This is a genomic window from Pseudomonas sp. Pdm06, assembly GCF_014851795.1.
Taxonomy (GTDB): Bacteria; Pseudomonadota; Gammaproteobacteria; order Pseudomonadales; family Pseudomonadaceae; genus Aquipseudomonas; species Aquipseudomonas fluorescens_AA.
The window spans coordinates 542,684-569,417 of the sequence record NZ_JACVAH010000001.1; the positions used below are offsets into that span (position 1 = coordinate 542,684).

Consider the following 26,734-nt stretch of genomic DNA (forward strand, 5'->3'; position numbering starts at 1 on the left):
TTGGGTTTGCTGCGTTTTTTTATTCTTGTTATGCAAGAGATATAGCAGGTGGCGTGCCAACTTTTAAAAGTCTATATAAATCAAATAGTTGAAATTTTTGTCTGAAAAATCTGACCGACCAAACCTGACAAATTGTTTCCGTGTTACTCGTTTCGCCGCTGTTACAAAGCCGGCGGTAACACCTCAGTGTGCGTTGCGGGCCTTGGCCACGCGCGAACCACTCGGGCGGCCGAGCACATCACAAATCTGTCGGCCCGCGGCGATCAGTGCGTCCAGGTCGACACCGGTTTCGATACCCAGCCCGTCGAGCAGGTACAGCACGTCTTCGGTGGCGACGTTACCGCTGGCGCCCTTGGCGTACGGGCAACCGCCAAGGCCGGCGATGGAGCTGTCGAACACCGCGATGCCTTCCAGCAGGCTGGCGTAGACATTGGCCATGGCCTGGCCGTAGGTATCGTGGAAGTGTCCAGCGAGTTTGTCCCGGGGCACTTCGGCGCCTACCACTTCGAATAGCCTGCGTGTGGCGCCAGCGGTACCGGTGCCGATGGTGTCGCCCAGGGAGACCTCGTAGCAGCCCATCGCATACAGCTCCCGGGCGACCCACGCCACCTGCTCAGGCTTGACCGCCCCTTCATAGGGGCAACCCAGCACGCAGGACACGTAGCCGCGCACACTGACACCGTGCTGTTTTGCGGCCGCCATGATCGGCGCGAAGCGCTCCAGGCTGTCCTTGATGGAGCAGTTGATGTTGCGCTGGGAAAACGCTTCGGACGCGGCGGCGAACACCGCCACCTCTTTCACGCCCGCCGCCAGCGCGTCTTCGAACCCCCGCAGGTTCGGCGCCAGGGCGCCATAGGTCACACCGGGCTTGCGCTGGATCTGCGCGAACACCTCGGCGGACCCGGCCATTTGCGGCACCCACTTGGGCGAGACAAAACTGCCGACTTCGATATAGCCCAGGCCGGCGGCGCTCAGGGCATCCACCAGGCGCACCTTGTCGGCGACGCTGATGGGCTGTGCTTCATTCTGCAGCCCGTCGCGGGGGCCGACTTCGATCAAGCGTACAAACGAGGGGAGGGACATGGGGATTGACCTGTGGTGAGTTGCCAATATGTCGAGCGCAATGATGAACCCATTGTGGGAGCGAGCTTGCTCGCGATAGCGGTGTGTCAGCCACATCAACTCCAACTGATCCGACGCTATCGCGAGCAAGCTCGCTCCCACAGGGAGAGTGTTACTGGACGATTTCCTCGCCCTTGATCGTCTGCTCCAACGCCTGGATGCAGCGTTCTTCGGCGGTGTCGAGTTCCAGTTTCATATGTTCGATGTCCAGCAATTGCTGTTCGAGCTGTTCCCGGCGCTCGGCGATTTTCGCCATCATGCTGTGCAGCTGTTTCTGATTGCCGCTGGAGGGGTCGTAGAGTTCGATCAGCTCGCGGCACTCGGCCAGGGAAAAGCCAATGCGCTTGCCGCGCAGGATCAGCTTCAGGCTGACCTTGTCCCGCGGCGAATAAATGCGCTCCTGGCCCCGTCGCTCCGGGCTCAACAGGCCTTGTTCTTCATAGAAACGGATGGCCCGTGTGGTGATATCCAATTCGCGGGCGAGGTCGGAGATGCTGTAGGTCTGGCTGCTCATGGAAGCGCTCGAAACGAAAGGGGCTGGCGCTAAGCTAAAGGCAGGTTGACGTTCGCGTCAAGCAGTGAGGTTCTGCACACAAAACCTGTGGGAGCGAGCTTGCTCGCGATGGCGTCGGATCAGTCGCCCTGGATATTGGCCGGTCTACCGCTATCGCGAGCAAGCTCGCTCCCACCGTTTCGATCTTTTAAACCTTATCGAGCTTCTTCTCATGGGCCGTCACCTGCTGGCACAGCTCGATCATCTGCTCGCGCATCCAGCGGTTGGCCGGGTCCTGGTCGGTGCTTTCGTGCCAGTAGAGATGGGTCTCCACCGGGGGCACGTCGTTGACCGGGAGCAGGAAGGCGTGCAAATCGTGACGCCGTGCAAAGCGCTCGGGAACGGTCATGACCATGTCGGTCTGCTGCAGCACCTGGGAGGCCATCAGGTAATGCTGGGAACGCAGGGCGATCTTGCGCTGGATGCCCATCTTGCCGAGGGCCAGGTCGACGTAACCCAGCCCGTTGCGGCGGCTGGAAATGTGCACGTGGGTCTGGGCCAGGTAATCATCGAGGGTGATCTTTTCCTTGCCCGCCAGCGGATGGCCCTTGCGCATGGCGCACACGTAGCGATCTTCCATCAACTTGACGTGGCGCACCTGTGGGTCGGTGTTGAGCGGCGCGTCCACGGCGAAGTCGAGGCGGCCGGCGGCCAGTTCCTTGGTGGTTTCACGGCGCTTGGACAGGAAGCTCTCGATCGCCACGGTCGGCGCCAGGCGGCGCAAGCGCTGGAACAGCAGCGGCAGGATCACGCCTTCGGTGAGGTCGGTCATGCTGATGCGGTAGGTCTTGACGGCCTGCAGCGGGTTGAAGATCCGGCTTTCCTGCACCGACACCCGCAGTAGCGACAAGGCATTGCGCACCGGGCCGATGATGTTCTGGGCCATGGGCGTCGGCACCATCCCTTGGGCGGTGCGCACGAAGAGCGGGTCGTTGAAGGTCTCGCGCAGACGCGCCAGGGCATTGGACACGGCTGGCTGAGTGATGCCGACGATCTGCCCGGCGCGGGTCAGGTTGGCTTCGGTGTAGATCGCATCGAAGACAATGAAAAGGTTGAGGTCGACCTTGCTCAGATTCATGGCGCTGCACTCTTATTTTTGGGCTTGTTCTTAGGCTTGTTGTGAGGTGCCGGGTGGCGATGCGAATCAGTGAAACATATATCGGTGATGAATGTTAATACACGCCGAGAATAGGTTAGGTAAATTTTCGTAGCTGAACTAGCATCGATTTCATGACCTAAAACAACCTCTGCCAAGAAGGTGCTGCTCATGGATTTTGCCTATTCCCCCAAGGTTCAGGAACTGCGTGAACGCGTCACGGCGTTCATGGACGCCTACGTCTACCCGGCCGAAGCGGTGTTCGAACGACAAGTGGCCGAGGGCGACCGCTGGCAACCCACGGCCATCATGGAAGAGCTCAAGGCCAAGGCCAAGGCAGAAGGCCTGTGGAACCTGTTTCTGCCGGAATCCGAGCTGGGCGCCGGCCTGACCAATCTGGAATATGCGCCGCTGGCAGAGATCATGGGGCGCTCGCTGCTGGGGCCGGAGCCGTTCAACTGCTCGGCACCGGACACCGGCAACATGGAAGTGCTGGTGCGCTACGCCAACGAAGAACAGAAGCAACGCTGGCTCGAGCCGCTGCTGCGCGGCGAGATTCGTTCGGCCTTTGCCATGACCGAGCCGGATGTGGCCTCTTCGGACGCCACCAACATGGCTGCCCGCGCCGAGCGTGACGGCGACCAGTGGGTGATCAACGGCAAGAAATGGTGGACCTCGGGCGCCTGCGACCCGCGCTGCAAGATCCTGATCTTCATGGGCCTGAGCAACCCCGATGCGCCGCGCCATGCCCAGCACTCGATGATCCTGGTCCCGGTGGATACCCCGGGGGTCAAGATCGTCCGGCCGTTGCCGGTGTTTGGCTACGATGATGCGCCTCACGGGCATGCCGAAGTGCTGTTCGATAACGTGCGGGTGCCGTACGAAAATGTCCTGCTGGGCGACGGCCGTGGTTTTGAGATAGCCCAGGGTCGACTCGGCCCAGGCCGGATTCACCACTGCATGCGTTCCATCGGCATGGCCGAACGCGCCTTGGAATTGATGTGCAAACGTGCCGTCAGCCGCACCGCTTTCGGCCAGCCGTTGGCGCGCCTGGGCGGTAACATCGATAAGATCGCCGACTCGCGGATGGAGATCGACATGGCGCGCCTGCTGACGTTGAAGGCGGCGTACATGATGGACACGGTAGGCAATAAGGTGGCGAAAAGTGAAATCGCCCAGATCAAGGTCGTTGCGCCGAACGTGGCCTTGAAGGTCATCGACCGGGCGATCCAGATCCACGGTGGCGCCGGGGTTTCCAACGATTTCCCGCTGGCCTACATGTACGCCATGCAACGCACCCTGCGCCTGGCAGACGGCCCGGATGAAGTCCACCGCGCGGCTATCGGCAAGTTCGAGATCGGCAAGTACGTGCCCAAGGAAATGTTGCGTAGCGGCCGCTGAAGGCCTGTTTCACCCTGGCAACGCCATCGCGCTCACCACAAATCCCCTGTGGGAGTGAGCCTGCTCGCGATGGCGTTGGCACATCCAACACTTATGCAAGCTGAACCGCCGCTATCGCGAGCAAGCTCGCTCCCACAGGGAATGGGGTATTTGCCCGAGATAGACGTCGCACCGCCAACCCACTGTGGGAGTGTGGGGTGTGCCCGAGATAGATGTCGCACCGCCAACCCACTGTGGGAGCGAGCTTGCTCGCGATGGCGGCCTCTAGGACTACTCCTTGACGCTCATGTACTCCTCGGCCCAACGGATGTAGTCCTCGGGCTGGGTGTAGGTGTGGGTCAGTTCGGTGGCGCTGAGGTCCGAGGCCTGGGTGAAGATCTGCCGTTGTTCGCGAAGGCTGTCGTAGGTGGCCTTGATCGCGGCGAAGTAGGCGCCGTGGCCGTCGATGGTCACGCGTACGCCCAAGTCCGCCAGGCGCTTGTCGTCGCGCAGCAGTGGATTGCCGTAGGTGACAAGCATCAACGGCACCGTCAGGTTTTCACTGATTTTTTCCAGATGATCGAAGTCTTGCACGCCCACCATGCAAATCCCGTCGGCCCCGGCACGCTCATATTGCTGGGTCCGGCTGATGATTTCCTGGACCGGCAAGATCCCGGCGTTGGTCCGGGCGATGATCGCCATTTCCGGATCGACGCGTGCTTCCAGCGCTGCCCGAATCTTGCCGACGCCTTCGGCTACACCGATCAGGTCGGTGGATTTACGCCCGAACTGGGCCGGCAGCAAGGTGTCTTCGATGGTCAGCGCCGCGACGCCGGCCCGTTCCAGTTCGATGATGGTGCGCATCACGTTCAGGGCATTGCCGTAGCCATGATCGGCGTCGGCAATGACCGGCAACTGGGCCACGCGACCGATGCGAGTGGCCTGTTCGGCAAATTCACTGAGGGTGATCAGGGCGAAGTCCGGCGCGCCCAATACTTGCAACGACGCGACCGAGCCTCCCAGGATACCTACTTCAAAACCCAGGTCGGCGGCGATACGCGCCGACATCGGGTCAAACACCGAGGCGGTGTGGTAGCAGGTCTTGGAAGCCAGCAGTTGACGAAAGTTACGACGCAAATCTTGATGGGAAAGCCTGGACATATGAGTTCCACCAATGGAATGGAAAGGCTTGAACAAAAGTGTCAACGCCGAAAGATCCAAAGGCTATCACGTGGCAAGCGTAAAGATGATGACGAATGTGTATGGGCGATGCTTTCGCTGCATGGGAAGAGGCCGCAACCCGGTGGGTCTGCGGCCAGCGAAAGCGTCCTTGGTGTGTCGCTCAGTCTGAGGTTGGTACGCTCCACAGTTGCTTGATCTCGTGGATGTTTGCAACGTTGAAGCGAGTGGGGAACCCGGGGATTGTGCATTGGGTTTCGTTGATCAACTGCGTTGCGGTGTCGATCACCTGGGTGCTGGCTCGCAACAAGGGCGCTTCATCCCAGTCTTGCATCAGGTCATTCATGGTTTTCTCCTTCTTTTAAATGCCGGACAACGAAACGACTATCCGGTGTTGAGCAATGACAATGTGTCTGTGAATAGCGCGATTTCTTGCGTCGCTACACCTGGGTAAAGCGGTCGGTAGTCTTTATCGAAACACCAGGCTTCATCGAGTTTGAGCCAATGTTGCGGATGAACGAGCAGGCTCAATGACGCCGACATTGACATCGGCGGGATCTGTCTATGGATTTCTTTGAGTGCTGGCATGTACAGCACTTCGCCGGGCGCAAGTTTTAGTCGTCGCTCTTTACCCAGGCGCGGTCTCTTATTCTTTTGCAGCGGTAGGTCGTCGAGTATCTCGCGGGTGATAGTGGTATAGCCGTCACCGCTGTAACCGACGGCATAAATCTCGAAGTCGTGACTGTGGTTCAGGTTATAGATGAACGTTTCTTTTTCATCAGGCGTTCCTGCCGGTGCCCAGAAATTCAAGCGAAGGCTGAACGAGTCATTGCGGTGCAGAACAAACCCATAGGCGTTATAGAGGCTGCTGCGGGTATCAAAGCCATCTCGTTGGATCGTGGCATACAGATGATCGCTCAACAAAGCGCGATTGTTGGCCAACTGCCGCAGGTCTTCGATAATCCGGGATTTATCTCGCTGCAGGTCATGGGTTTTCAATCGCTCGACAAAGGCTTCCAGCTTCATGCCGCCTGCTCGAACGGTTGGAGCAAATTGTCCAGGCGCGAATCCCGGTGTTTTTTCAGGAGCGCAATGTAGCTCAAGGCGTCCTGGGGCTTCGCCCGATAGAGCACCTGGAAGGCTTTCCACGCCACGGCCGGGTGATAGTGGTAGACCAGCTCCCCGGCGACGCGGCTGCGTTCGGGGTCTTGAACCGTTTCGAGCAGTTCCAGGCTCACCAGGTAGCGGGCGGCGCTGTCGTCATGGGGCAACCAGGCGATCTTGCGTAACGAGGCACGATCGAATACACCGATGTCTGCACTTCTGTCCGGCAGATTGATCCTGCCCATCAGCCCGGTGTTCGTTTGCGCTGGGCGGCAGTAGTCAAAGAGTGTCCGGCTGCCATCGATCACCAGCGGGTTGTTTTTATCTATGCGTACGGTGTCGGCCTTTTCAAGCCGAGGCCCCTTGAGGGTATATCGCTGTACGTCGAATGGTCGATCAACGGCGAACAGAATACTTTGGCCGGGTATTGAATACAGTTGCGAAGAGACATCGACGGATGCCAGTGGCTTGATGCTGATATTGCCAATGTTCGTGCAATACAACGTGATGGTGGCCGTGTGCAAGTTGGTAATGTTCATGATGGCTGCACGTCGAGAACGGGCAGTGGCAAATGTTGGCTGGTTGTTCAGCTCGGCAATTAATTGATTGATTTGCGCGGTCATGTCCAATGTTTTTATTTGTTCTGCCATCTCTTCAGGCGGCCGGTGTGTGGAAATTAGAGTCTTGATCATGAGCGGGTTCGTTACAGTAGGGCGATGGGCATAAGTATGGTTTTGGGAGGGGGTGGAGGCAATTATGGAATTGTCGGGAAGTATTGCCGATGAACAATACTTGAGTTGTTAAAGAGGCAGCACGGGGCAACTCGGTAACGCTGCGCTTTTGGCAGGACGATAAGACCGGCCGCCGGGGCGGCGGTGATCGGATATCGGTGTACGAGGCGCGAGAAAAGCTATGCCGCCACTGCCTGCTGCCCCTGCCTGAGCAACGCCACGGCGCGCACCGTATCACCCGGTTGCACTTGCAGGCGTTTGGCGGTGAGGCGATCGACGAGCAGGCTGTTGCCATGCACGCGTGCGCGGGCGCTGGTGACGCGGCAGTTTTCCAGGCGCCGGTTGTGAATCAGCCAGACCGGTGCTTGTTCGTCCGGAGTACCAATGGCCAGGGTCAGTGTCTGGCTATCGCGTACGCTGCGGATTTTCGACACCGGCGCTTCGATCACCGGGCCGCCGTCGAAAATGTCGATGTAGCCCCTATGGCTGAAACCTTCGGCGCTGAGGATTTTCAGGGCCGGTTCGGTGTTCGGGTGAGCCTTGCCGATCACCGCCTGGGCCTGTTCGGTGAGCAGGCAGGTGTACAGCGGCTGGCGTGGCATCAGCTCGGCGATGAACGACTTGTTGCCCATCCCGGACAACTGGTCGGCGTAGCTGAAATCCTTCTGGAAAAAATGCCGTCCCAGGCTGTCCCAGAACGGCGAACAGCCTTGTTCGTCGGCATGGCCCCGCAGCTCGGCAATGAGTTTTTCGCCGAACAGCTGGGAAAACTCGGCCACGAACAGCAGACGCGCCAGGGACAGCAGGCGTCCGTTGTGCCCGTGACGCTGCTCGGGGTGCAGGAACAACGAGCAGATTTCCGATTGCCCGGACATCTCGTTGTTGAGAAACAGCGTCGGGATCTGCCGCTGGATTCCCAACTCCGGCGCCGAGCTGACCGTGACCCCGACCCGATAGTTGTACCAGGGCTCACGCAGCCCCACCGCCCCGGTCAGGGCGCTGATGCCCACCACCTGCCGGTCATCGTCTTCGAGCACGAACAGGTAGTCGGCGTCGGCACGTTCGACTTGGCCGGCGAAGGTCCGTTGGGCCCAGCGAACGCGGTGGGCCAGACGCTCTTCGTTGGCCGGCAGGCTGGTAAACCCCGGGCCCGCGCAACGGGCCAGGTCCAGCAAAGCAGGCAGATCGGTGAGGGCCACCGGACGGACAATCATGATGCAACTCCTTCATCGTGTCGGTCCAAACGTCGGTGCAGGCCATGGGATCGAGTGAGGTTCATAGGGCAATCACCCGGATCCGCGCGCCATCCTGGATGTCCAGGGCCGTCAGCATGGCGGGCGACAGGGCCACAGGGCCGTCGGCGCCGACGTCCAGCTCGGCGACGATGGCCCGGTAGCTGGCAAGGTGCTCGTTGCTCACCAGGTACAGGCCCCGTGCGTCAATCTGCGGGCTCTGCCTGGCCGTAGTGGTGCGACTTTGCGTGATGGAACGGATATTGGCGATACGGGCATGCAAGGTCGGCCCGCCGTCGAAGATATCGACGTAGCTGTTGGTCTCGAAACCCTCGCGCTCGAGGATGTCGAAGGCTTCCTGGCCGTCGGGATGCACCCGGCCGATGCAGGCCTGGGCTGCGGGCGGCAACATGGGCACGTAGATCGGGTACTGCGGCATCAGCTCGGCGAGAAAGGTCCGGCTTTGCAAGCCACACAACCGTTCGGCTTCGGCGTAGGGCAGGTCGAAGAAGTGCTGGCCGATGGCGTCCCAGAAGGGCGACTGGCCGTCTTCGCTGCTGAAACCGACGATTTCGGTGATGACCGATTCGGCAAAACGCTGGGGGTGGGCGGCGATGAACATCAGCCGGGCCCGGGACAGCAGCTCTGATTCCGGCGTGCGCACCCGTTCGGCGTCGATGTGGAAGCCACGCAGCAGTGTTTGTCCGTTGAGGTCCTGGCACAGTGACAACGCGGGTACGCCGTGCTGGATGTTCAACTCCCGGGATTCGCTGGAAAACGGCCGGTTGCGCAGGCTGTAGAACGGTTCGTTGCAACCAGTGCTGGAGAGGATTTCCGAACAACCGACCAGGCGTCCGGATTCCAGGTCCTGCAAGACGAAAAAGTAATTCTCTGCCCCCGGTCCCTGCGCATCGGCGGCGAACGAGGCGCACGAGTCGAGGATTTTTTCCTCCAGCCGCCGGGTATCGTCCGGCAGCGACGTGACGCCCACCAGGCTGTCACGGGCCAGTTGTTGCAGTTGCGGCAGATCGGCTAATTGAACTGGACGTAAGGCCAGCATGGATTGCACTCCTGTTCCCAGAGAGCCCGGTGACCGGCACCGGGCTTGACGATCACTGTCGATGTCCACGCGTTACAACCACGGCTGGCCGAACCCTTCGACCGCCGTTTCTCATTGACCCGCCGGATCGGGCAGGGCGGTACGACTGCCGAATTTGTTGAGCAGGCACAGATAGACCACGCCCGCGGCGATCCAGATCAGGCCGAGTTTCTGCGCGGCCACGCCCATGTTGTACATGATGGCCGCGACGATCACGAAGCCGACCAGCGGGCAGATCAAGTGACGAATCAATTGGCCGGACCGCTGGCGGCGCCAGTAATGGTTGATGACTGTGATGTGCAGCAACATAAAGCCGCTCAGGGCGCCGAAGTTGACCAGGGAGGTCAGGGTGTCCACGGCGTTGATGAACAGGTAGCAGATCAGCAACGACAGCACCGCCACCAGGTAGATGCTCATGTAGGGGGTGTTGTGTTTCGGATGGACCTTGGCCAGCACCTTGGGCAACTGGCCGTCCCGGGCCATGCCGAACAACAGGCGCGACACCGCTGCCTGGGAGGTGATCGCTACCGCTACGCCCCAGGCCAGGGCTGTGGCCACCGCGGTCAAGGTGGCCAGCCAACTGCCGGCTGCCAATTCGGCGATTTCATAAAACGCGGTATCGGCGGACTTGAAGCCCATGCCGGCTGCCAGATCGGTGGCGATCCAGGTCTGCACCACGAAAATCGCCCCCATCACCAGCAAGGTCACCAACGCAGCCTTGCCGACGCTGCGGCCCGGGTCGCCCTTGATTTCTTCGGCCAGGGTGGAAATGGCGTCGAAGCCCAGGAACGACAGTACTGCGATGGACACGGCTTGCATCAGCAGGGCAAAGTTGAAGTGTTCCGGGCTGTACAGCGGCGCCAGGGTCAGTTGGCCGTGGCCGGCCCCGCCGTGCAGGGCATTCCAGGCGTAGAACAGGAAAATCCCCAGCACCACCAGCTGTGCCAGCAGGAAAATGATGTTCATCCGTGCGGTGAACGTGATGCCCCGCAGGTTGACGAAGGTCGCACTCACCAGGAATGCCAGGATGAAACCGACCTTGGGAATGTCCGGGTACAAATGGTTCAGCGCCATGGCGGCGTAGACATAGAGCAGCGGCGGGATCAGCAGGTAGTCCAGCAGCATCAGCCAGCCAGCGATGAACCCGACGTGTGGGTTAAGGCCTCGTTGCGCGTAGGAATAGACAGAACCTGCCACCGGAAAGGCCCGGGCCATGCTGCCGTAGCTCAAGGCGGTAAACAGCATCGCCACCATGCCGATGATGTACGCCAGCGGCACCATTTCCGGAGCCTCGGCGTTGACGTAGCCATACACGCCGAACGGTGCGATGGGAATCATGAAAATCATCCCGTATACCACCAGGTCTGTCAGCGACAGGCCGCGTTTCAATTCCTGTTTGTAGCCAAATGCCTCGATGCTCATGAGCCGTTTTCCTTTTCAGCTGTGTGGGTTGCGCTTGCTTGCTGTCTGTCGCTGGTAACTTGCCGCTGCCGCTACAGCAGGGGCGCCAGGTAGGTGCTCCAGGTCCGTACCCCTTCGGGGCTGCGCAGCTGGTCGTTGCGCACTTCGATCAGCACCGAGTCCAGGCCGCGGCCATCGCCGTGCACCGGGACCGTCATGTCGGTCAGGGGGTTGATCTTGTAGGGCTGGTTGCCCGCTGCCCGCAAAGAATGCCGGCTCAGTCCGTCGACGATGCGCTGGGCGTACTCCTTGGCTTCGCCGAACAGCACGCCGGCTTCCAGGGCGCGTGGCTGGCCATAGAACACTGGGGTGAAACTGTGGATGCCCACCACGCGCACCAGCCGGTTGGCGGCCAGACGCTGGTCGATCAGCGCTCGCAAGCGATCATGGAAGGGATGGAACAGGCGCTGCTGGCGATACTCGCGCGTGGCCTCGTCCAGGTCGTGGTTGCCCGGGACCTGGTAGATCTCGCTCTGGGCCGGAATGCTGTCCGGCACGTGCAGTGGGCGGTTGAGGTCGATCAACAGCCGTGAATAATTGGCCGACAGCAAGGTCGCGCCAAGGGTTTCGGACAGGCGTTCGGCCAGCAGCAGGGCGCCGATGTCCCAGGCGATGTGTTCCTGGGACGCGGTTTCATCCAGGCCCAGGTCGTTCAGCGCTGCGGGAATGAAACGGCTGGCGTGTTCGCACACCAGCAGCACCGGGTGGTCGGATTCCTCCCGGGTCAGTCGATAGGCTGGCCTGGTGTAGAGGCCCGATTCAGCACATTCAATAGATTCGTGCATAGTGCTCGCAACGTTCGGCAGGTGAGAGCGCCTGGGTCAAGGCCAGCTCCTGGGCCTTCAAGGCGAAATAGGTTTCGACCAGCGGGCCGGGCAGGGTCTCGAGCAGCGCCCCGCTGTGGCGCAGGCAGTCCAGTGCCTGGGCCAGGGTTGTCGGCAGGGCGATAATGCCACGGGCGCGACGTTGTGTTTCATCCAGCTCATCGGGTATTTCATCGGTGACAGCCTGCAGTTCTCGCCGTTGCTGGATGCCCAGACGCCCGGCAATCAACAACGCGGCCATTGCCAGGTGCGGTGAGGCCGTGGCGTCCATGGCGCGAAACTCCAGGTTGTACTGGTTCGCCAGCGGCTTGCCACCCAGGCTCACGGTCGGGCAGATGCGCAGCGCCGCTTCGCGGTTGCGCTGTCCCAGGCACGCATAGGATGCGCTCCAATGATGAGGTTGCAGGCGCTCGTAGGACAACGGCGTCGGCGCGGTCAGCGCGCACAGCGCCGGCAGATAATGCAGCACACCTGCGGCCCAATGCTGGCCGAGGCTGGACAAGCCGTTGCTGCTGGCGGCGTCATGCAGCACCGGGTCTGCGCTCAGGTCTTGCAGGCTCAGATGCAGATGCACGCCGTTGCACACGGCATTTTCCGAGGTCTTGGGGGCAAAACTCACGTCCAGGCCCATCTGCCGGGCGATCTCGCGGGTGATTTCCCGTACGTTCACCGCCCGATCGGCAGCGGCCACGCCCAGGGTCGGGCGGCAGGTGATCTCGTATTGCTGCTTGCCGTATTCCGGCAGGAACATTTCCGGTTCGACGCCGCCGGCCCGCAGGGCACTGAGCAGCCACCCGGCGAACCCGGCCTGCTGGCGCTGGGCCTGGAGGCTGAAGGCCAGGCGATCAGGCTGCGCAGGCGCGGCAGCCAGGTTGAATTCATGTTCGAACGCGGCGAAAACCTGCAGGCCCAGTTCGCTGCGATAACGCTCCACTTCGTCCTGCAGGAGCGTGCGCGGGCAGGCGCTCCAGGGGCGGCCGTCGGTCTCCCGGATATCGCAATGGATGAAGTCCAGGGCCGGCGCCTGGGCGTCGGGGCCATTGTTGACGGTCACCCGGCTGGACAGGTCCGGTACCAGCCGCAGGTCGCCATAGGCGCCCCAGGGGTTGGTCGAGGCGATGACATCCTGGGGCGTCAACGCGCTGTTGGCCGGCACCCAGCCGCAACCGGCAGTGACGTAGTGGGGCAACTCATCGCTGGGAAACGAGCGCCCGCGGGTCACGCCGATCAGGTCGGTGGTCACCAGGGTCGTGACCGGCAGCGGTGCGAGGAGGGCAGCGGCATCGAGACGGCTCATGGCTGCATCTCCTGCAAACGAGCGAGTACGGTGTCGGTGTCGGTGATCCAGCAGTAGCCCTTGATCGCGTTCAGGCACGCCAGGTGCCGTTGTTCGGTGTGGGTCGCACAGGCGTCTTCCACCAGCGTGACCAGGTAGCCGCGGTCGGCGGCGTCACGCACGGCCATGTCGACGCACTGGTCGGTGACGATCCCGGCGACGATCAGGTGCCGGGTCTGCAGGTTGCGCAGCACGTAATCGATGTTGGTGGAATTGAACACCCCGGAGGAGGTCTTGGGCAGCACGATTTCGTTTTCCTGCGGCGCCAGTTCGGCAATGATCTGCGCCTCGGGGCTGCCCTTGGGCAGGTGCATGTCCGACAGCTTGTGATCCAGGGAGCGGTCGCGGCCATCGGCGGTGAGGCTTTCGATGTGGGTGTGCAAAACGTTGTGCCGCGCCGCGCGCATCGCCTCGAGCAAGCGCTGCTGGTTGGGAATGACCTGCCGGCGAGCCCGCTGGAGGAAATACTCGGCCTCGGGGCTGTGCAGGTGGGCATCGAATTGTGGTTCCAGCCAGGCGCGTTGCATGTCTACCAGCAGCAAGGCTGTGTGCTCGCGAACGAACGGTAAATCCCGGGGCGAGCGGTGGGGGAGCGAGAACATCCTTATTTTTCCTCCAACAGGTGCGTGTTGAATTCCCTGCGCAGGGCGTCGATGCCTTCCAGGCGTTCGGCCAGCTCGGGGCATTGCAGGGTCAGGCAGGCGATCAGGGCCTCGACCTGGGCCAGCGCCGGCACCAGGCTGTCGAAGGCCGAAGCCGATTCCACCGGGGCGCTGATGATCAGGTCGGCCAGTTCGCGCAACGGCGAAGCATAGACGTCGCTGAACAGGACGACCCGGGCGTGCCGCGCCTTGGCCGCGCTGGCCACGCGCAGGGCCTGGGCCTGGTAGCGGCGGTAATCGAAAATCAGCACCACGTCCTGGCGCTGCACGTCGAACAGGCGGTCAGGCAGTTGGGCATTGTCTTCCAGGGCAAAACAGCCGGCGCGCAGCAGCCGCAAATGGTTGAGCAGGTAGTGGGCCAGGAAGCTGCTGAATCGCCCGCCGAAACAATGCACCTGGTGGCGGCTGTCGAGCAACCACTGCACGAGAATGCGCACGTCTTCGGGTTGGGTCAGGGCCTGGGTGTCGATGAGGTTGCGTTGGCTGGCGGCCAGGTACTGGCTCCAGGTATCGCCTTGCTGCAATTTGGCCCGCGGTTGCAGCAGCGTGCGAGGGGAGCGCAGGCGATGGTCCATGTCACTGAGCAGCGCATCCTGGAATTCGGCATAACCGCCAAACCCGAGTTTTTTCACCAGCCGCACGATGGTCGGGTCGCTGACACCGGCATGGTCTGCCAGGCGTGACATCGGACCGAGGCCGTTGCGTGGGTAGTGATCGAGCAGGGCACGTACGACCTTGCGTTCCGACGGCGTCAACACCAGGCCGGGATCGGTGATCAGGTCTCTGAGGGGCGGCATCCGTGCTCCTTGCCTGGATGAATGTTGAATTTATTTCATAACTCCTGAAAACAGTATTTATGTAGCTGGTGCTACATGTCCAGTGGTTTTTACGTTCCGTTTAAAATGCTCCAAAGTTGTGCGAAAACCCTGTAGGAGTTGGTCTCGGCCGGGTGGAATGAGTATGTCAGCCGTTGCATCTTGGACATGTAGGACATAGCGCCTTTTTGTCTCACTTATTTGATTTCGTATAAGGTGCTGTACAACTAAACCCGTGAATATCCCGTCCATGCGACCCGTTCGATTACCCGAGAATCCAGTGTGCAAGCCACTCGCCTGACGTTGATCTGCCACGCCCGCACCGTTTCCCAGAAACAGGCGCGCTTCAGCGTGGACGAAGCGCTGGACGCCGACTGGCTGAGGCGACGCGGGCAGGTCGAGCTTGGCTATCGAAACGTCCGGCAACTGCTGTGCGGGCCGGAACTGCGCACTCGCCAGACGGCCGCGCTGTTCGGCGACGAGTTTGAGGTGGACCCGGCCCTGGCCGATTGCGATCTGGGACGCTGGCGCGGGTTGTCCATCGATGAATTGCTCAAGGTGGAACCGCAGGCCCTGCAAACCTGGCTCGACGATGCCGAGGCGGCCCCCCATGGCGGTGAGTCCGTCGCCCGGTTGTGTCGCCGTGTCGGGGATTGGCTGGTCAGCCTGGAAACCCGACCGGGTCATCTGCTGGCCGTCACCCACCCCTTCGTGATCCGCGCAGCCGTGATGAACGTCTTGGGCTGCCCGGCCGCCACCTTCAATCGAATCGACATTGAACCGTTGTCCACCCTGGAGTTGCGTTTCAACGGCGTATGGCGATTGCGCACCCAGGAGCCTGGCCAGGAGTCGCCGCGATGAAAATGCTGTCAGTCATTGGCATTGGGGCCGGCGATCCGGATCACCTGACGATGCAGGCTGTGAAAGCCTTGAACCGTTTGGACGTGGTCTTCCTCATGGACAAGGGCCCGGCCAAGGACAAACTGTTGGACCTGCGGCGCGAAATTTGTCGACGCTACATCGTTGATCGCACCTACCGTTTCGTCGAAACCTACAGCCCGGAACGCCAACGCGGCGACCTGGACTACAAGGACAGCGTCGAAGCGCTGAACCTTGCGAAACAGGCCACCTTCGAACGCTTGGTCGATGAAGAACTGTCCGATGGGCAACGGGGCGGTTTTCTGGTGTGGGGCGATCCGGCGTTGTACGACAGTACCGTGCGCATCCTGCAGGCTATTCTCGACGGGGGCCGTTGCGCCTTCGAATTCGAGGTGATCCCCGGCATCACCAGTGTCCAGGCCCTGGCCGCCCGGCACAAAGTGCCGTTGAACAGCATTGGTGGTGCGCTGGAAATCACCACCGGACGCCGCTTGGCGGCAGGGCAGGTGGGCGACGCGGCGAGCGTGGTGGTGATGCTCGATGCCGAGGATGCCTATCGCCAGGTGAGCGATCCCGATACGCAGATTTACTGGGGCGCCTATGTGGGGACGGCGGATGAAATCCTGATCGCCGGCCGGCTGGGGGATGTGGCCGATGACATCGAACGCACCCGCAAGGCCGCGCGAAAAGCCAATGGGTGGATCATGGATACGTATTTGTTGCGTAAGCCTCAATGATGCCGCAATCAACCTGTGGCGAGAGGGATGTGGGAGCAAGGCTTGCCCGCGATACAGGCGATGTAAGTTTTCCAGAAATCGACGCGCTCATATCGCGAGCAAGCTTTGCTCCCACCTGTATTCCCTCGCCCTGACAGCGTTCGACAGCTTCATCGCCAGTAGGCTATTTACCCCCTTCCAAACCGCTCCCGATACACCGACGGCGCCAACCCCACGACGCTGCGAAACGCCACGCGAAAGCTTTCCACCGAGCGGTAGCCACACAGTTGCGCGATACTGTCGGTGTTGTCGCCGGTGCTTTCCAGCAGCTCGCGGGCCCGGGCCAGGCGTTCGTGTTGCAGCCAGGCCTTGGGCGACATGCCGCAGGCCTGGGTGAAGTGGCGCAGGAAGGTGCGTTCGCTCATGGCCGCCTGGCTGGCCAGTTCGCGCACACCGAGGGGGGCGTGCAGGCGCTCGCGGGCCCATTGCATGACGCTCGACAGGTCGCTGCGTGGCGTACGGCTGACCGGCGAGGGAATGAACTGCGCCTGGCCGCCCGTACGTTGTGGTGACATCACCAACCGGCGCGCCACGGTGTTGGCGACATGGACGCCATAATCCCGTGCCACCAGGTGCAGGCAGGCATCGATGCCGGCGGCGCTGCCCGCCGAAGTGATGACCTGTCCCGAGTCCACGTACAGCACATCCGGGTCGACCCGGACGGCGGGAAAACTCTTGGCCAGTTCGTCGGTGTAGCGCCAGTGAGTCGTGGCGCCCAGGCCATCGAGCAGCCCGGCGGCGGCCAGTACGAAGGCCCCGGAGCAGATCGACAGCAGGCGCGCCCCACGGGCGTGGGCCCGGCGTAGTGCATCGAGCAACGCCTCGGAAGGTGGCTCGCTGCGGCTGCGCCAGCCTGGCACGACAATGGTCCGGGCGGTTTCGAGCAGTTCCATGCCGCCATCGGCCAATACCTGGAAGCCACCCATGGCGCGCATCGGGCCGTCATCGACCGCGACGATCCGATGCTCGTACCAGGGGAAATCGAATTCCGGCCGCTCCAATCCGAAGATCTCGACGGCAACGCCGAATTCAAAGGTGCATAGGCCGTCGTAGGCGAGGATCGCGACCAGACCTGGTAGAGGCTGCATTTGTCGGAAAATTCCCACAGAGTGTCTTGTACGCCACTGTAGCCGCAAGCCTCGGGGGGATAAAGTCTCTTCACGCCTTTATCTACCCTTGGAGTACACCCCCATGACCAGCCTGGTTCGCGAAGTGCCTGCCGCCCCTTCCGATATCGCCCTACAGCATTTCAGCCGTCGTCTGTCATTCGAAACGGATTGTTCCGACGTTCACGCCAGTCAACAGGCCGGCAATGTCGATTTTGTGCTGGTGGATGTACGCGGACCGCTGGCCTACGAACGCGGCCACGTACCCGGGGCGATCAACCTGCCGACCCGCACGCTCACCGCCCAGGCATTGGCCGCCTATGCCAAGACGACCCTGTTCGTGGTGTATTGCGCCGGCCCCCACTGCAATGGTGCGAACAAGGCGGCGGTGCGCCTGGCGACTTTGGGGTATCCGGTGAAGGAGATGATTGGCGGGGTTATGGGGTGGCTCGATGAAGGCTTTCGCCTGACCGGCTCGGTGGAGCGCGTGGCGGACGAGGCGATCCGCTGCGACTGCTGACTTTTTGCCCTACGCGGCTATCCCGCATTCATGCCGGGATGCCCGCTGCGCAAATGCCTGTGATCGGCCAGCGTGGTTTAACGGGGCGCCCCAGATCAAAATCAAACGCGAGGCGGCCTTATAGCCGGCCTGGTTCAGAGTGAACGCGTTCACCCTGTGGGAGCGAGCTTGCTCGCGAAGGCGATGTAACTGTCGATGAGGATATTGAGCAAGCTCGCTTCTCAGGGAAGCTTTATTGCCCTTCGAGCCCGCGCTGTTCAATCACCCCAAAAACATCCGCCACATCCTGGACCATGATCCGGGCGATGTTGGCGATGTTGGTGATGGTGTTGATGTCGGCCTCGGCTGAATCGCGCAGGGTAGTACAGGCCATGAGTGCGAAACCCTCCCCACTGACCAAAGCCAGCAGGTGAACCAGACTATAGAAGGGGGGGGGGAGGCAACAACCGACCTGTAGGACGCCCACAAACCCCGTGGCGAGGGAGCTTGCTCCCGCTCGGTGGCGCAGCCGCCGTAAACCCTGGGACATGGGGTTGGTCTGACGAAAAGAGGGGGCTGCTTCGCAGCCCAGCGGGAGCAAGCTCCCTCGCCACGGTGAGTGAATTCCTACGAGATTTTCAGAAGGCCAGGGGGAGCAATTGATTTCAGAAACGGAACGCGGAGCATCAAAAACTTGTGGGAGCGAGCTTGCTCGCGATGACGTCGTCACAATCGACATCACCGCAAACTGATCCTCCGCTTTCGCGAGCAAGCTCGCTCCCACAGTTGGATCGGAGTACGACAAAGAGACAGGCCGGCTATAAGGCCGCCTCGCTTTGGCCTTTTACAAACCAAGCTATTTTTATAACTAATTGTCGCTTCTACACAATTCCCCTCCTGAGCACCCCTCTAGACTCCCGGCCACTTCGGTTCCTCGTTGACCGAACGCTGCCTACGAATCTGCCAATAATTGCCAATAAAAACCCCTGCACACTCAGGAGCGAAAATGAAGAAGCTAGCCATGTTCGGTGCCCTGGCACTGTCCGTGTTGTCCCTGTCGGCCGTGGCCGAAGACGCCAAGCCGATCCGCCTCGGGATCGAAGCCGGTTACCCGCCTTTTTCGATGAAAACCCCCGACGGCAAGCTGGCCGGCTTCGATGTCGATATCGGCGATGCGCTGTGTGAACAGATGAAGGTCAAGTGCGTCTGGGTCGAGCAGGAGTTCGATGGCCTGATCCCTGCGCTGAAAGTGAAGAAAATCGACGCGATCCTGTCGTCCATGACCATCACCGACGATCGCAAGAAAAACGTCGATTTCACCATCAAGTACTACCACACCCCAGCGCGCTTCGTGATGAAGGAAGGCTCCGACGTCAAGGACCCGCTGACCGAGCTCAAGGGCAAGAAAGTCGGTGTGCTGCGCGCCAGCACCCATGATCGTTTCGCCACCGAAGTGCTGGTGCCCGCCGGCATCGACCTGGTGCGCTACGGCTCCCAGCAGGAAGCCAACCTGGACATGGTCGCCGGCCGCCTCGACGCCATGCTGGCCGACTCGGTGAACCTCGACGAAGGTTTCCTGAAAACCGACGCCGGCAAAGGTTTCGCCTTCGTCGGCCCGACCTATGAAGATGCGAAATACTTCGGCGGCGGTGCCGGCATTGCGGTGCGCAAGGGCGATAAGGCCCTGGCCGATCAATTCAACGCGGCCATCACCGAAATCCGCGCCAACGGCAGGTACAAGCAAGTGCAGGACAAATACTTCGCCTTTGACGTCTACGGGCATTAATCGCTGACCCCCAAGGTGGCCCGCCGTTGACCCGGCCGGCCACCTTTTTCATGGGCGATTGTTTACCCTGCGCCTATCGTAATGCCGCCATCCGGAGTTCCTCATGCAACGCATCGACCATACCCTGCCATGGAGCCACCTGGGCACCGAGCGCCGGCTCAGTGTGTTTCGCTACGGCCATGGGCCGCGCAAGGCCTACATCCAGGCCAGCCTGCACGCCGATGAATTGCCGGGCATGCGCACCGCCTGGGAGCTGAAGCAGCGGCTCAATGATCTGGAGGCCCAGGGCTTGCTCAAGGGGGTGATCGAACTGGTGCCGGTGGCCAACCCCATCGGCCTGGATCAACACCTGCAAAGCGCCCACATGGGGCGTTTCGAACTGGGCAGCGGCAAGAATTTCAACCGTTCCTTTGTGGAGCTCAGTGCGCCGGTGGCGCAACGCATCGGTGATCGCCTGGGGGACGACCCGGCCGCCAATATCACCTTGATCCGCCAGACCATGGCCGAGGTCCTCGATGACCTGCCGCCACCCCCTTCGCAACTCGAAGCGCTGCATCGCCTGCTGCTGCGCCATGCCTGCGATGCCGACATCACCTTGGACCTGCATTGCGATTTCGAGGCGGCGATCCATTTGTATGCCTTGCCACAGCAGTGGCCGCAGTGGCGTTCTTTGGCCGCACGCTTGAAAGCCGGTGTGGCCTTGCTGTGCGAGGATTCGGGCGGCAGTTCGTTCGATGAGTCCTGCTCCTCACCCTGGTTGCGCCTGGCCAAGGCCTTTCCTGGGGCGGCGATTCCACCGGCGAACCTGGCGACGACGCTGGAATTGGGCAGCATGGGCGATACCCGGGTGGAGCAGGCCCAGGCCAATTGTGAAGCCATCCTCGGGTTTCTCGCCGAGCAGGGACTTATCGCTGGGGACTGGCCGCCCGCACCCAGCGAGTGCTGCGAAGGCTTTCCGTTCGAAGGCACGCAATACCTGTTCGCGCCGCACCATGGCGTGGTGAGTTTCCTGCGGGAGGCTGGCGAATGGGTGGAGCGGGGCGATCCGCTGTTCGAAGTGGTCGATCCGCTGAATGATCGGGTCACCACCGTGCGGGCCGGCACCAGTGGCGTGCTGTTTGCCCTGGACCGTGGCCGCTACACGCAGCCGGGGATCTGGCAGGCAAAAGTCGCTGGGCGTGAACCGATTCGTACGGGGAAATTGATCAACGACTGATAACTGCTGTCTACCTCACCGCACGCGCCTTGCCGTGCGGCTATCGAAACGATGGAGGAAGATCGATGTTCAAAGCGCTCGCCCTGTTCCTGCTGCTGGTCTCGTCCGGGTTGCAGGCCCAACCTTCGCTGCACACGGACTTGCCGCTCAACTACTTGGCCCAAGTCGATGAGCAGGCTCGGAACCGACCGCTGGTGATCTTTCTGCACGGTTCCGGCAGTAACGAGCAGGACCTGTTCGCACTCAAGGACGAGTTGCCGCGCGATTACAACTACCTCTCGGTGCGGGCGCCGAAGAGCATGGAGCAGGACCGTTACCAGTGGTTCGCCAAAAAGGGCGAGGGCGCCTACGACGGTGACACCTCCGACCTGAAGGCCAGCGGCCAGATGCTGCTGGAGTTCATCGACAAGGCCCGGGCCAAGTATTCGACCGACGCGAGCAAGGTCTACCTGGTGGGTTTCAGCCAGGGCGCGATGATGAGCTACGAAGTGGCCCTGCGACACCCCGAAGCCGTCGGCGGCATTGCCGCGATGGGCGGGCGGGTCCTGTCGGCGCTGCGGGCGGAACTGACCCCCGACGAGTCACGACGGACGCTGGCGGTGTTCATCGGCCATGGCACGGCAGACCCGATCATTCCCTACCACGATGGCACCGAGGCCAACACCTTCCTCAAGACCCTGGCGCTGGAACCGGAATTCCATGCCTACCCCGGCGTCGGCCACAGCATCAGTGCCCTGGAAGTGCAGGACCTGCGGGCCTGGCTGGAGCGGCTCAATCCCTGACCAAAATAGAACCCAGTGGGAGCTGAGCTTGCTCGCGATAGCGGTGGGTCGGCTTACATCAAAATTGGATGTGCCGACGCCATCGCGAGCAAGCTCGGCTCCCACATTTTTGACGGTGCTTGTCCTCGATTCTTCGGCGAATACAGAACCCTGTGTGAGCTGAGCTTGCTCGCGATAGCGGTGGGTCAGCTTGCCTCAAGGTTGGGTGTGCCGACGCCATCGCGAGCAAGCTCGGCTCCCACATTTTTGACGGTGCTTGTCCTCGATTCTTCGGCGAATACAGAACCTTGTGGGAGCGAGCTTGCTCGCGATAGCGGTGGGTCAGCCTGCATCAAAGTCGAGTGTGCCGACGCCATCGCGAGCAAGCTCGGCTCCCACATTTTTGACGGTGCTTGTCCTCGATTCTTCGGCGAATACAGAACCCTGTGGGAGCTGAGCTTGCTCGCGATAGCGGTGGATCAGCTTGCCTCAAGGTTGGGTGTGCCGATGCCATCGCGAGCAAGCTCGGCTCCCACATTTTTGACGGTGTTTGTCCTCGATTCTTCGGCGAATACAGAACCCTGTGGGGGCTGAGTTTGCTCGCGATAGCGGTGGGTCAGCTTGCCTCAAGGTTGGGTGTGCCGACGCCATCGCGAGCAAGCTCGGCTCCCACATTTTTGACGGTGCTTGTCCTCGATTCTTCGGCGAATACAGAACCCTGTGGGAGCGAGCTTGCTCGCGATAGCGGTGGGTCAGCTTGCCTCAAAGTTGGGTGTGCCGACGCCATCGCGAGCAAGCTCGGCTCCCACATTTTTGACGGTGCTTGTCCTCGATTCTTCGGCGAATACAGAACCCTGTGGGAGCTGAGCTTGCTCGCGATGGCGGTGGGTCAGCTTGCCTCAAGGTTGGGTGTGCCGATGCCATCGCGAGCAAGCTCGGCTCCCACATTTTGATGGTGATTGTCCTCGATTCTTCGGCGAATACAGAACCCTGTGGGGGCTGAGTTTGCTCGCGATAGCGGTGGGTCAGCTTGCCTCAAGGTTGGGTGTGCCGACGCCATCGCGAGCAAGCTCGGCTCCCACATTTTTGACGGTGATTGTCCTCGATTCTTCGGCGAAGACAGAACCCTGTGGGAGCTGAGCTTGCTCGCGATGGCGGTGGGTCAGCTTGCCTCAAGGTTGGGTGTGCCGACGCCATCGCGAGCAAGCTCGGCTCCCACATTTTTGACGGTGCTTGTCCTCGATTCTTCGGCGAATACAGAACCCTGTGGGAGCTGAGCTTGCTCGCGATAGCGGTGGATCAGCTTGCCTCAAAGTTGGGTGTGCCGATGCCATCGCGAGCAAGCTCGGCTCCCACATTTTTGACGGTGCTTGTCCTCGATTCTTCGGCGAATACAGAACCCTGTGTGAGCTGAGCTTGCTCGCGATAGCGGTGGGTCAGCTTGCCTCAAAGTTGGGTGTGCCGACGCCATCGCGAGCAAGCTCGGCTCCCACATTTTGATGGTGATTGTCCTCGATTCTTCGGCGAATACAGAACCCTGTGGGGGCTGAGTTTGCTCGCGATAGCGGTGGGTCAGCTTGCCTCAAAGTTGGGTGTGCCGATGCCATCGCGAGCAAGCTCGGCTCCCACATTTTGACGGTGTTTGTCCTCGATTCTTCGGCGAATACAGAACCCTGTGTGAGCTGAGCTTGCTCGCGATAGCGGTGGGTCAGCTTGCCTCAAAGTTGGGTGTGCCGACGCCATCGCGAGCAAGCTCGCTCCCACATTTTTGACGGTGCTTGTCCTCGATTCTTCGGCGAATACAGAACCCCGTGGGAGCTGAGCTTGCTCGCGATGGCGGTGGATCAGCTTGCCTCAAGGTTGGGTGTGCCGACGCCATCGCGAGCAAGCTCGCTCCCACATGTGCCGGGGGGGTTATTGACCGCTGGCGATCTGCTTCACCAACGCTTCATGGCCGGTCTTGTCGCTGGCCCGGGAGATGATCTGCACCACCGCCATGCGCGTGCCGGAGGCACCCAGCAAGGTGGTGTCGAGGGTCGGTCCGCCGCCCTGGGTCGCACGGGTGTCGAGCTGGCGCAGGCCCAGGCCGGTGCCTTTTTGCTTCAGGCTTTTTTCGCTGAGGATCTTGGCATCCGGCAGGGACTTGAGGCGCTGGGCGGCGAAGTCGGCCATGGTGGTGTCGAGGAACGTGCCATCGTCATCCTTCACATTCGCACCGTCGATGATGATGTTTTCCGCTGCGATCACCACGGTCTTGCTGGTGGCATTGCTGTACATCGTCCCCGTCGCCCCGGCGGTGCCCTGGGCGGCTTCACCGGCGGGCAATGGCGTCGCCGTAAAACCCTTGGGCAAGGTGAAGGTGAACTTGCCGCCCAGCATCGACACCTTCTGCGCCGGTGCATCGCTGGCAGGTTTGGCCGGGGCCGCCTGGGCGAATGCCACGACCAGGCTAGCGATGGCTCCCAGCAACAGGACGGCGGCTTGTTTACTCAGCAATGACATTGAAAATCTCCACAAAGGGTCGCGCTTGAAGACCGATCATCCCATGGGCGTCGTACCGGACTCCAGCAAGAGACCGTCATTTTGGCGATGCAGCCCGCACCAGCAGGCGGCGGGTCACCAGCAACATGGCCACTGACACCGCGACGCCCAAGGCAAAGGCCGGCATGCCCAGCACCGGCAGGGCGAGAGCCAGGGTCAGACAGAAGGCGGCGAAACAATACATGCCGGTGGCCGTCGCCCGCAGCAGCGCAGCGGTGAAGGCCGGCCCGCGGGTTTGTTGGGAGAACACCGCCATCACACTGCCCAGCACCGGGAATACCGCCAGCAACCCGCTCCAGCGTTCGCCTACGGTGCTGGCCAGCAGTGTCACCGCCAGGGTCAATAGCGCGCCGGCGATCATGCGTAGCAGCAGTTTGTCGGATTTGGCCGCCGGCCCGCTCATCACCGGCCGGACCGTCGGGAACAGATACGGCGCCCCCAGCAGCGCGACCAGGGCGATCAGGCTCGACAACGGCAGCGAAGCCGGTAGCCAGGACAGCATCAACGCCACCAGGGCCCAGGCGCCTAGCGCGATGCCCAGCGCCCAGGGCCAGTTGCGATACTGGGCGACCTGGGCGTACACCACACAGAAAGCGATCATTGCAAACATGGCCGCCAGTGCCGCGGTCGCCGACTGCGCGGCGAACACCTCGCCTTGCTCCAGGGCCAGGAACAGCAGAATCGGCCCCACCACCACCGGCAACCCCGAGAGCCAGCCGGCCACGCTCGGTCCCCAACGCCTGCCCGCCCGGGAAATCAGCAGCAGGAAAGCGGGAATCACCAGCAGTTTGAGCAGCAGCACGCGATTATCCTTGTCGGAGGTGGGCCGTCACGTTAGCACCGCCTCGCCCAGATCATCCACCGACAGCCGAGGCGCCATCAATGTCGCGTCGCCGATATTCAACCCGGCCCGGCCCTGAAGCGCCGAGCCAACGCCTCGCGCTCGAAATGCTCGGTGATGAAGTCGATGAAGGCCCGGGTCTTGGCCGGCATCAGCGTGCGACTGGGGTAGTAGAGGGCAATCACCCCCAGATCGACGTACCAATCCGGTAACAGCCGCACCAGTTCGCCACGTTCCAGCCAGGGCAGGGCGTCGGGCACCACCAGCAGGGTCACGCCCAGGCCGAGCAAGGCGGCCTCTCGCATGGCTACGGGATCATTGAAGATCATGGATTCGGCCAGTTGCACGGCGCATTCGTCCCCGGCGGCGTTGCGCAGCACGGTCTGGCGCACCCGGCCGGTGCGGCTGGCCCGCAGCACGATGTTGTCCAGGCCGGCCAGGTCCTCAGGTTGCCGGGGCAGGGCGCGTTCGGCCAGGTAGGCGGGGCTGGCGACGGCAATCAGGTGAGCGGGCGCCAGGGTACGCGATACCACCCCGGGCGTCAGGGCGAAGCCACCTCCAATGGCCGCGTCGAAACCTTCGGCGATCAGGTCCACCGGGCGGTTTTCGAAATGCCAGTCCGGACGGATCAGCGGGTAGCGGGCCAGCCATTGCGGCATCAACGGCAGTACCTGACCGATGCCAAAACTTGGCGAGAGGCTGACGCGCAAGACGCCGGCCGGTTCGCCGCGCTCCGTGGTCACCGCGCCAATGGCCGACTGCAGGGCGTGCAGGTTGCCACCGATGCTGGCCAGGAAATGTTCTCCTGTTTCGGTCAGGGACAGCTTGCGGGTCGAGCGCTGGAACAGTCGCACCCCCAGGTTGCGCTCCAGCATCGCCACGTTGCGGCTCACGGCAGCGGGAGTGAGGGCAAGCAGCCGCGCGGCCGCCGAGAAACTGCCAGTTTCGGCGCTGCGAACAAAGCATTCGAGGTTGGCGAGGCTTTCCATGGCATAGACCTGATAGTAATGCTTGAAAATGATTCGCCATATTACCGACTAATCAGAAGGTAATGGCAAGGGCACCATGCACCTCAACGGCGGATATCACCGCCAGGCTTATCCAACCTTGAGGACACAAAACATGAGCAGCATCGACACCATCGGCATCATTGGCGCTGGCGCCATCGGCAGTGCTTTCGCCCGCGCCCTGGCCCGCCAGAACATCAACGTCGTGATTGCCAACAGCCGTGGCCCGCAAAGCCTGGCCGAACTTGTGGCTGACCTCGGTCCTAGCGTACGCGCCGGCACCGTGGAGGAGGCCGCCGCCCAGCCGATGGTGCTGGTGGCGGTCAACTGGTCGAAGTTGCCCCAGGCGCTGGGCGGTCTGCCGGATTTTGCCGGGCGCATCGTGATCGACGCCAACAACGCGATCGAAGTGCCGGGGTTCAAGGCCGTGGATCTCCAGGGCCGGGCTTCGACCGAGGTGTTCAGCGAGTGGGTGCCGGGCGCACGGGTGGTCAAGGCCTTCAATCATCTGCTGGCGCGCCTGCTGGAGGCAGACCCAACGTCCGAAGGCGGCAAGCGGGTGCTGTTTCTGACCGGTGACGACGCGCAGGCACGGGGTGAAGTCGCGCAGCTGATCGAGCGCCTGGGCTTTTTCGGCGTGGACCTGGGCCCCTTGAGTGTCGGCGCACGCTTGACCCAGTTCCCGGGCGGCCCGCTGCCGGTGCTGAACCTGGTCAAGTTCGACTGAG

At 61.7% G+C, this 26,734-nt stretch carries 26 protein-coding genes and 1 pseudogene; 8 read left to right on the forward strand and 19 right to left on the reverse strand.

Features of this window, described 5'->3' with window-relative positions; translation table 11 throughout:
• Positions 1–183: 183 nt before the first annotated feature.
• From IB266_RS02425 to IB266_RS02435, 3 genes are all read right to left on the reverse strand, one after another.
• On the reverse strand, positions 184–1,083 hold the full coding sequence (locus tag IB266_RS02425) for a hydroxymethylglutaryl-CoA lyase (protein WP_060738294.1): 900 nt from the start codon (positions 1,081–1,083) through the stop codon (positions 184–186).
• 151 nt (positions 1,084–1,234) lie between these two features.
• Positions 1,235–1,636 carry a MerR family transcriptional regulator gene (locus IB266_RS02430; RefSeq protein ID WP_192259917.1) on the reverse strand — a complete coding sequence of 134 codons (402 nt, stop codon included), beginning with the start codon at positions 1,634–1,636 and terminating at the stop codon, positions 1,235–1,237.
• Between the two features lie 187 nt (positions 1,637–1,823).
• Positions 1,824–2,753, reverse strand: coding sequence for a LysR family transcriptional regulator (locus tag IB266_RS02435; RefSeq protein WP_060738293.1), 930 nt, complete (start codon positions 2,751–2,753; stop codon positions 1,824–1,826).
• A gap of 189 nt (positions 2,754–2,942) precedes the next feature.
• Between IB266_RS02435 and IB266_RS02440 the strand changes: the two genes are divergently transcribed.
• Positions 2,943–4,172: an acyl-CoA dehydrogenase gene (locus IB266_RS02440; RefSeq protein ID WP_192259919.1), complete on the forward strand. Its 1,230-nt coding sequence runs from the start codon at positions 2,943–2,945 to the stop codon at positions 4,170–4,172.
• 270 nt (positions 4,173–4,442) lie between these two features.
• On the opposite strand, the gene IB266_RS02445 is transcribed toward IB266_RS02440, so the two are convergent.
• The 11 genes from IB266_RS02445 to IB266_RS02495 all read right to left on the reverse strand — a co-directional run bounded on the left by IB266_RS02445 (position 4,443) and on the right by IB266_RS02495 (position 14,576).
• On the reverse strand, positions 4,443–5,312 hold the full coding sequence (locus IB266_RS02445) for an isocitrate lyase/PEP mutase family protein (RefSeq protein WP_060738292.1): 870 nt from the start codon (positions 5,310–5,312) through the stop codon (positions 4,443–4,445).
• A 181-nt stretch (positions 5,313–5,493) separates the two neighbouring features.
• On the reverse strand, positions 5,494–5,676 hold the full coding sequence (locus tag IB266_RS02450; RefSeq protein ID WP_192259920.1) for a hypothetical protein: 183 nt from the start codon (positions 5,674–5,676) through the stop codon (positions 5,494–5,496).
• A gap of 38 nt (positions 5,677–5,714) precedes the next feature.
• Positions 5,715–6,356 (reverse strand): transposase, encoded by a 642-nt coding sequence (locus IB266_RS02455; protein ID WP_192259921.1) that lies wholly within the window; start codon positions 6,354–6,356, stop codon positions 5,715–5,717.
• Positions 6,353–7,126, reverse strand: a complete 774-nt coding sequence (locus tag IB266_RS02460) for a hypothetical protein (RefSeq protein WP_225613377.1) — start codon at positions 7,124–7,126, stop codon at positions 6,353–6,355. Before IB266_RS02460 ends, IB266_RS02455 begins: the two co-directional genes overlap by 4 nt.
• A gap of 218 nt (positions 7,127–7,344) precedes the next feature.
• The gene (gene astA / locus IB266_RS02465) at positions 7,345–8,379 is read right to left on the reverse strand and encodes an arginine N-succinyltransferase (RefSeq protein ID WP_192259922.1); all 1,035 of its coding nucleotides are present in this window, start codon (positions 8,377–8,379) and stop codon (positions 7,345–7,347) included.
• A 61-nt stretch (positions 8,380–8,440) separates the two neighbouring features.
• Positions 8,441–9,457, reverse strand: a complete 1,017-nt coding sequence (locus tag IB266_RS02470) for an arginine N-succinyltransferase (protein WP_192259923.1) — start codon at positions 9,455–9,457, stop codon at positions 8,441–8,443.
• Between the two features lie 111 nt (positions 9,458–9,568).
• The gene (locus tag IB266_RS02475; protein ID WP_192259924.1) at positions 9,569–10,918 is read right to left on the reverse strand and encodes an APC family permease; all 1,350 of its coding nucleotides are present in this window, start codon (positions 10,916–10,918) and stop codon (positions 9,569–9,571) included.
• A gap of 71 nt (positions 10,919–10,989) precedes the next feature.
• Positions 10,990–11,742, reverse strand: a complete 753-nt coding sequence (locus tag IB266_RS02480; protein ID WP_192259925.1) for an N-formylglutamate amidohydrolase — start codon at positions 11,740–11,742, stop codon at positions 10,990–10,992.
• Entirely contained in the window at positions 11,726–13,078 is a 1,353-nt protein-coding gene (locus IB266_RS02485; protein WP_192259926.1) for a glutamine synthetase family protein, read from the reverse strand. The genes IB266_RS02480 and IB266_RS02485 overlap by 17 nt, the downstream gene beginning before the upstream one ends.
• The gene (locus IB266_RS02490) at positions 13,075–13,719 is read right to left on the reverse strand and encodes an isochorismatase family cysteine hydrolase (protein ID WP_192259927.1); all 645 of its coding nucleotides are present in this window, start codon (positions 13,717–13,719) and stop codon (positions 13,075–13,077) included. Before IB266_RS02490 ends, IB266_RS02485 begins: the two co-directional genes overlap by 4 nt.
• A 2-nt stretch (positions 13,720–13,721) precedes the next feature.
• Positions 13,722–14,576 (reverse strand): MurR/RpiR family transcriptional regulator, encoded by an 855-nt coding sequence (locus tag IB266_RS02495; RefSeq protein WP_192259929.1) that lies wholly within the window; start codon positions 14,574–14,576, stop codon positions 13,722–13,724.
• Between the two features lie 300 nt (positions 14,577–14,876).
• On the opposite strand from IB266_RS02495, the gene IB266_RS02500 reads away from it, so the two are divergent.
• Both IB266_RS02500 and cobF read left to right on the forward strand, forming a co-directional pair.
• Positions 14,877–15,455 carry a histidine phosphatase family protein gene (locus IB266_RS02500; RefSeq protein WP_192259931.1) on the forward strand — a complete coding sequence of 193 codons (579 nt, stop codon included), beginning with the start codon at positions 14,877–14,879 and terminating at the stop codon, positions 15,453–15,455.
• Positions 15,452–16,210 carry a precorrin-6A synthase (deacetylating) gene (cobF, locus tag IB266_RS02505; protein WP_192259933.1) on the forward strand — a complete coding sequence of 253 codons (759 nt, stop codon included), beginning with the start codon at positions 15,452–15,454 and terminating at the stop codon, positions 16,208–16,210. Before IB266_RS02500 ends, cobF begins: the two co-directional genes overlap by 4 nt.
• Before the next feature lie 167 nt (positions 16,211–16,377).
• Here cobF and ftrA read toward each other — a convergent pair whose 3' ends face one another.
• A complete protein-coding gene (gene ftrA / locus IB266_RS02510) occupies positions 16,378–17,337 on the reverse strand; it encodes a transcriptional regulator FtrA (protein ID WP_192259935.1) in 960 nt (319 codons plus the stop codon).
• A 103-nt stretch (positions 17,338–17,440) separates the two neighbouring features.
• Here ftrA and IB266_RS02515 point away from each other — a divergent pair, with 103 nt between their 5' ends.
• Positions 17,441–17,875: a rhodanese-like domain-containing protein gene (locus IB266_RS02515; RefSeq protein WP_092326789.1), complete on the forward strand. Its 435-nt coding sequence runs from the start codon at positions 17,441–17,443 to the stop codon at positions 17,873–17,875.
• A gap of 232 nt (positions 17,876–18,107) precedes the next feature.
• On the opposite strand, the pseudogene IB266_RS02520 reads toward IB266_RS02515, so the two are convergent.
• Positions 18,108–18,251 (reverse strand): annotated as a pseudogene (locus IB266_RS02520) (fructose-bisphosphate aldolase); the annotation flags it as partial.
• 609 nt (positions 18,252–18,860) lie between these two features.
• On the opposite strand from IB266_RS02520, the gene IB266_RS02525 reads away from it, so the two are divergent.
• From IB266_RS02525 to IB266_RS02535, 3 genes are all read left to right on the forward strand, one after another.
• On the forward strand, positions 18,861–19,640 hold the full coding sequence (locus tag IB266_RS02525; protein ID WP_192259937.1) for an ABC transporter substrate-binding protein: 780 nt from the start codon (positions 18,861–18,863) through the stop codon (positions 19,638–19,640).
• A 103-nt stretch (positions 19,641–19,743) separates the two neighbouring features.
• Positions 19,744–20,856: a M14 family metallopeptidase gene (locus tag IB266_RS02530; RefSeq protein WP_060738276.1), complete on the forward strand. Its 1,113-nt coding sequence runs from the start codon at positions 19,744–19,746 to the stop codon at positions 20,854–20,856.
• A gap of 65 nt (positions 20,857–20,921) precedes the next feature.
• Entirely contained in the window at positions 20,922–21,638 is a 717-nt protein-coding gene (locus IB266_RS02535; protein WP_092472662.1) for an alpha/beta hydrolase, read from the forward strand.
• Between the two features lie 1,893 nt (positions 21,639–23,531).
• On the opposite strand, the gene IB266_RS02540 is transcribed toward IB266_RS02535, so the two are convergent.
• The 3 genes from IB266_RS02540 to IB266_RS02550 form a co-directional block, all read right to left on the reverse strand.
• A complete protein-coding gene (locus tag IB266_RS02540; RefSeq protein WP_192259939.1) occupies positions 23,532–24,119 on the reverse strand; it encodes a hypothetical protein in 588 nt (195 codons plus the stop codon).
• A gap of 76 nt (positions 24,120–24,195) precedes the next feature.
• Positions 24,196–24,960: a hypothetical protein gene (locus IB266_RS02545; protein ID WP_192259941.1), complete on the reverse strand. Its 765-nt coding sequence runs from the start codon at positions 24,958–24,960 to the stop codon at positions 24,196–24,198.
• A gap of 98 nt (positions 24,961–25,058) precedes the next feature.
• A complete protein-coding gene (locus IB266_RS02550) occupies positions 25,059–25,988 on the reverse strand; it encodes a LysR family transcriptional regulator (protein WP_192259943.1) in 930 nt (309 codons plus the stop codon).
• A gap of 142 nt (positions 25,989–26,130) precedes the next feature.
• On the opposite strand from IB266_RS02550, the gene IB266_RS02555 reads away from it, so the two are divergent.
• Positions 26,131–26,733, forward strand: coding sequence for an NADPH-dependent F420 reductase (locus IB266_RS02555; RefSeq protein WP_092145707.1), 603 nt, complete (start codon positions 26,131–26,133; stop codon positions 26,731–26,733).
• Position 26,734 lies beyond the last annotated feature (1 nt).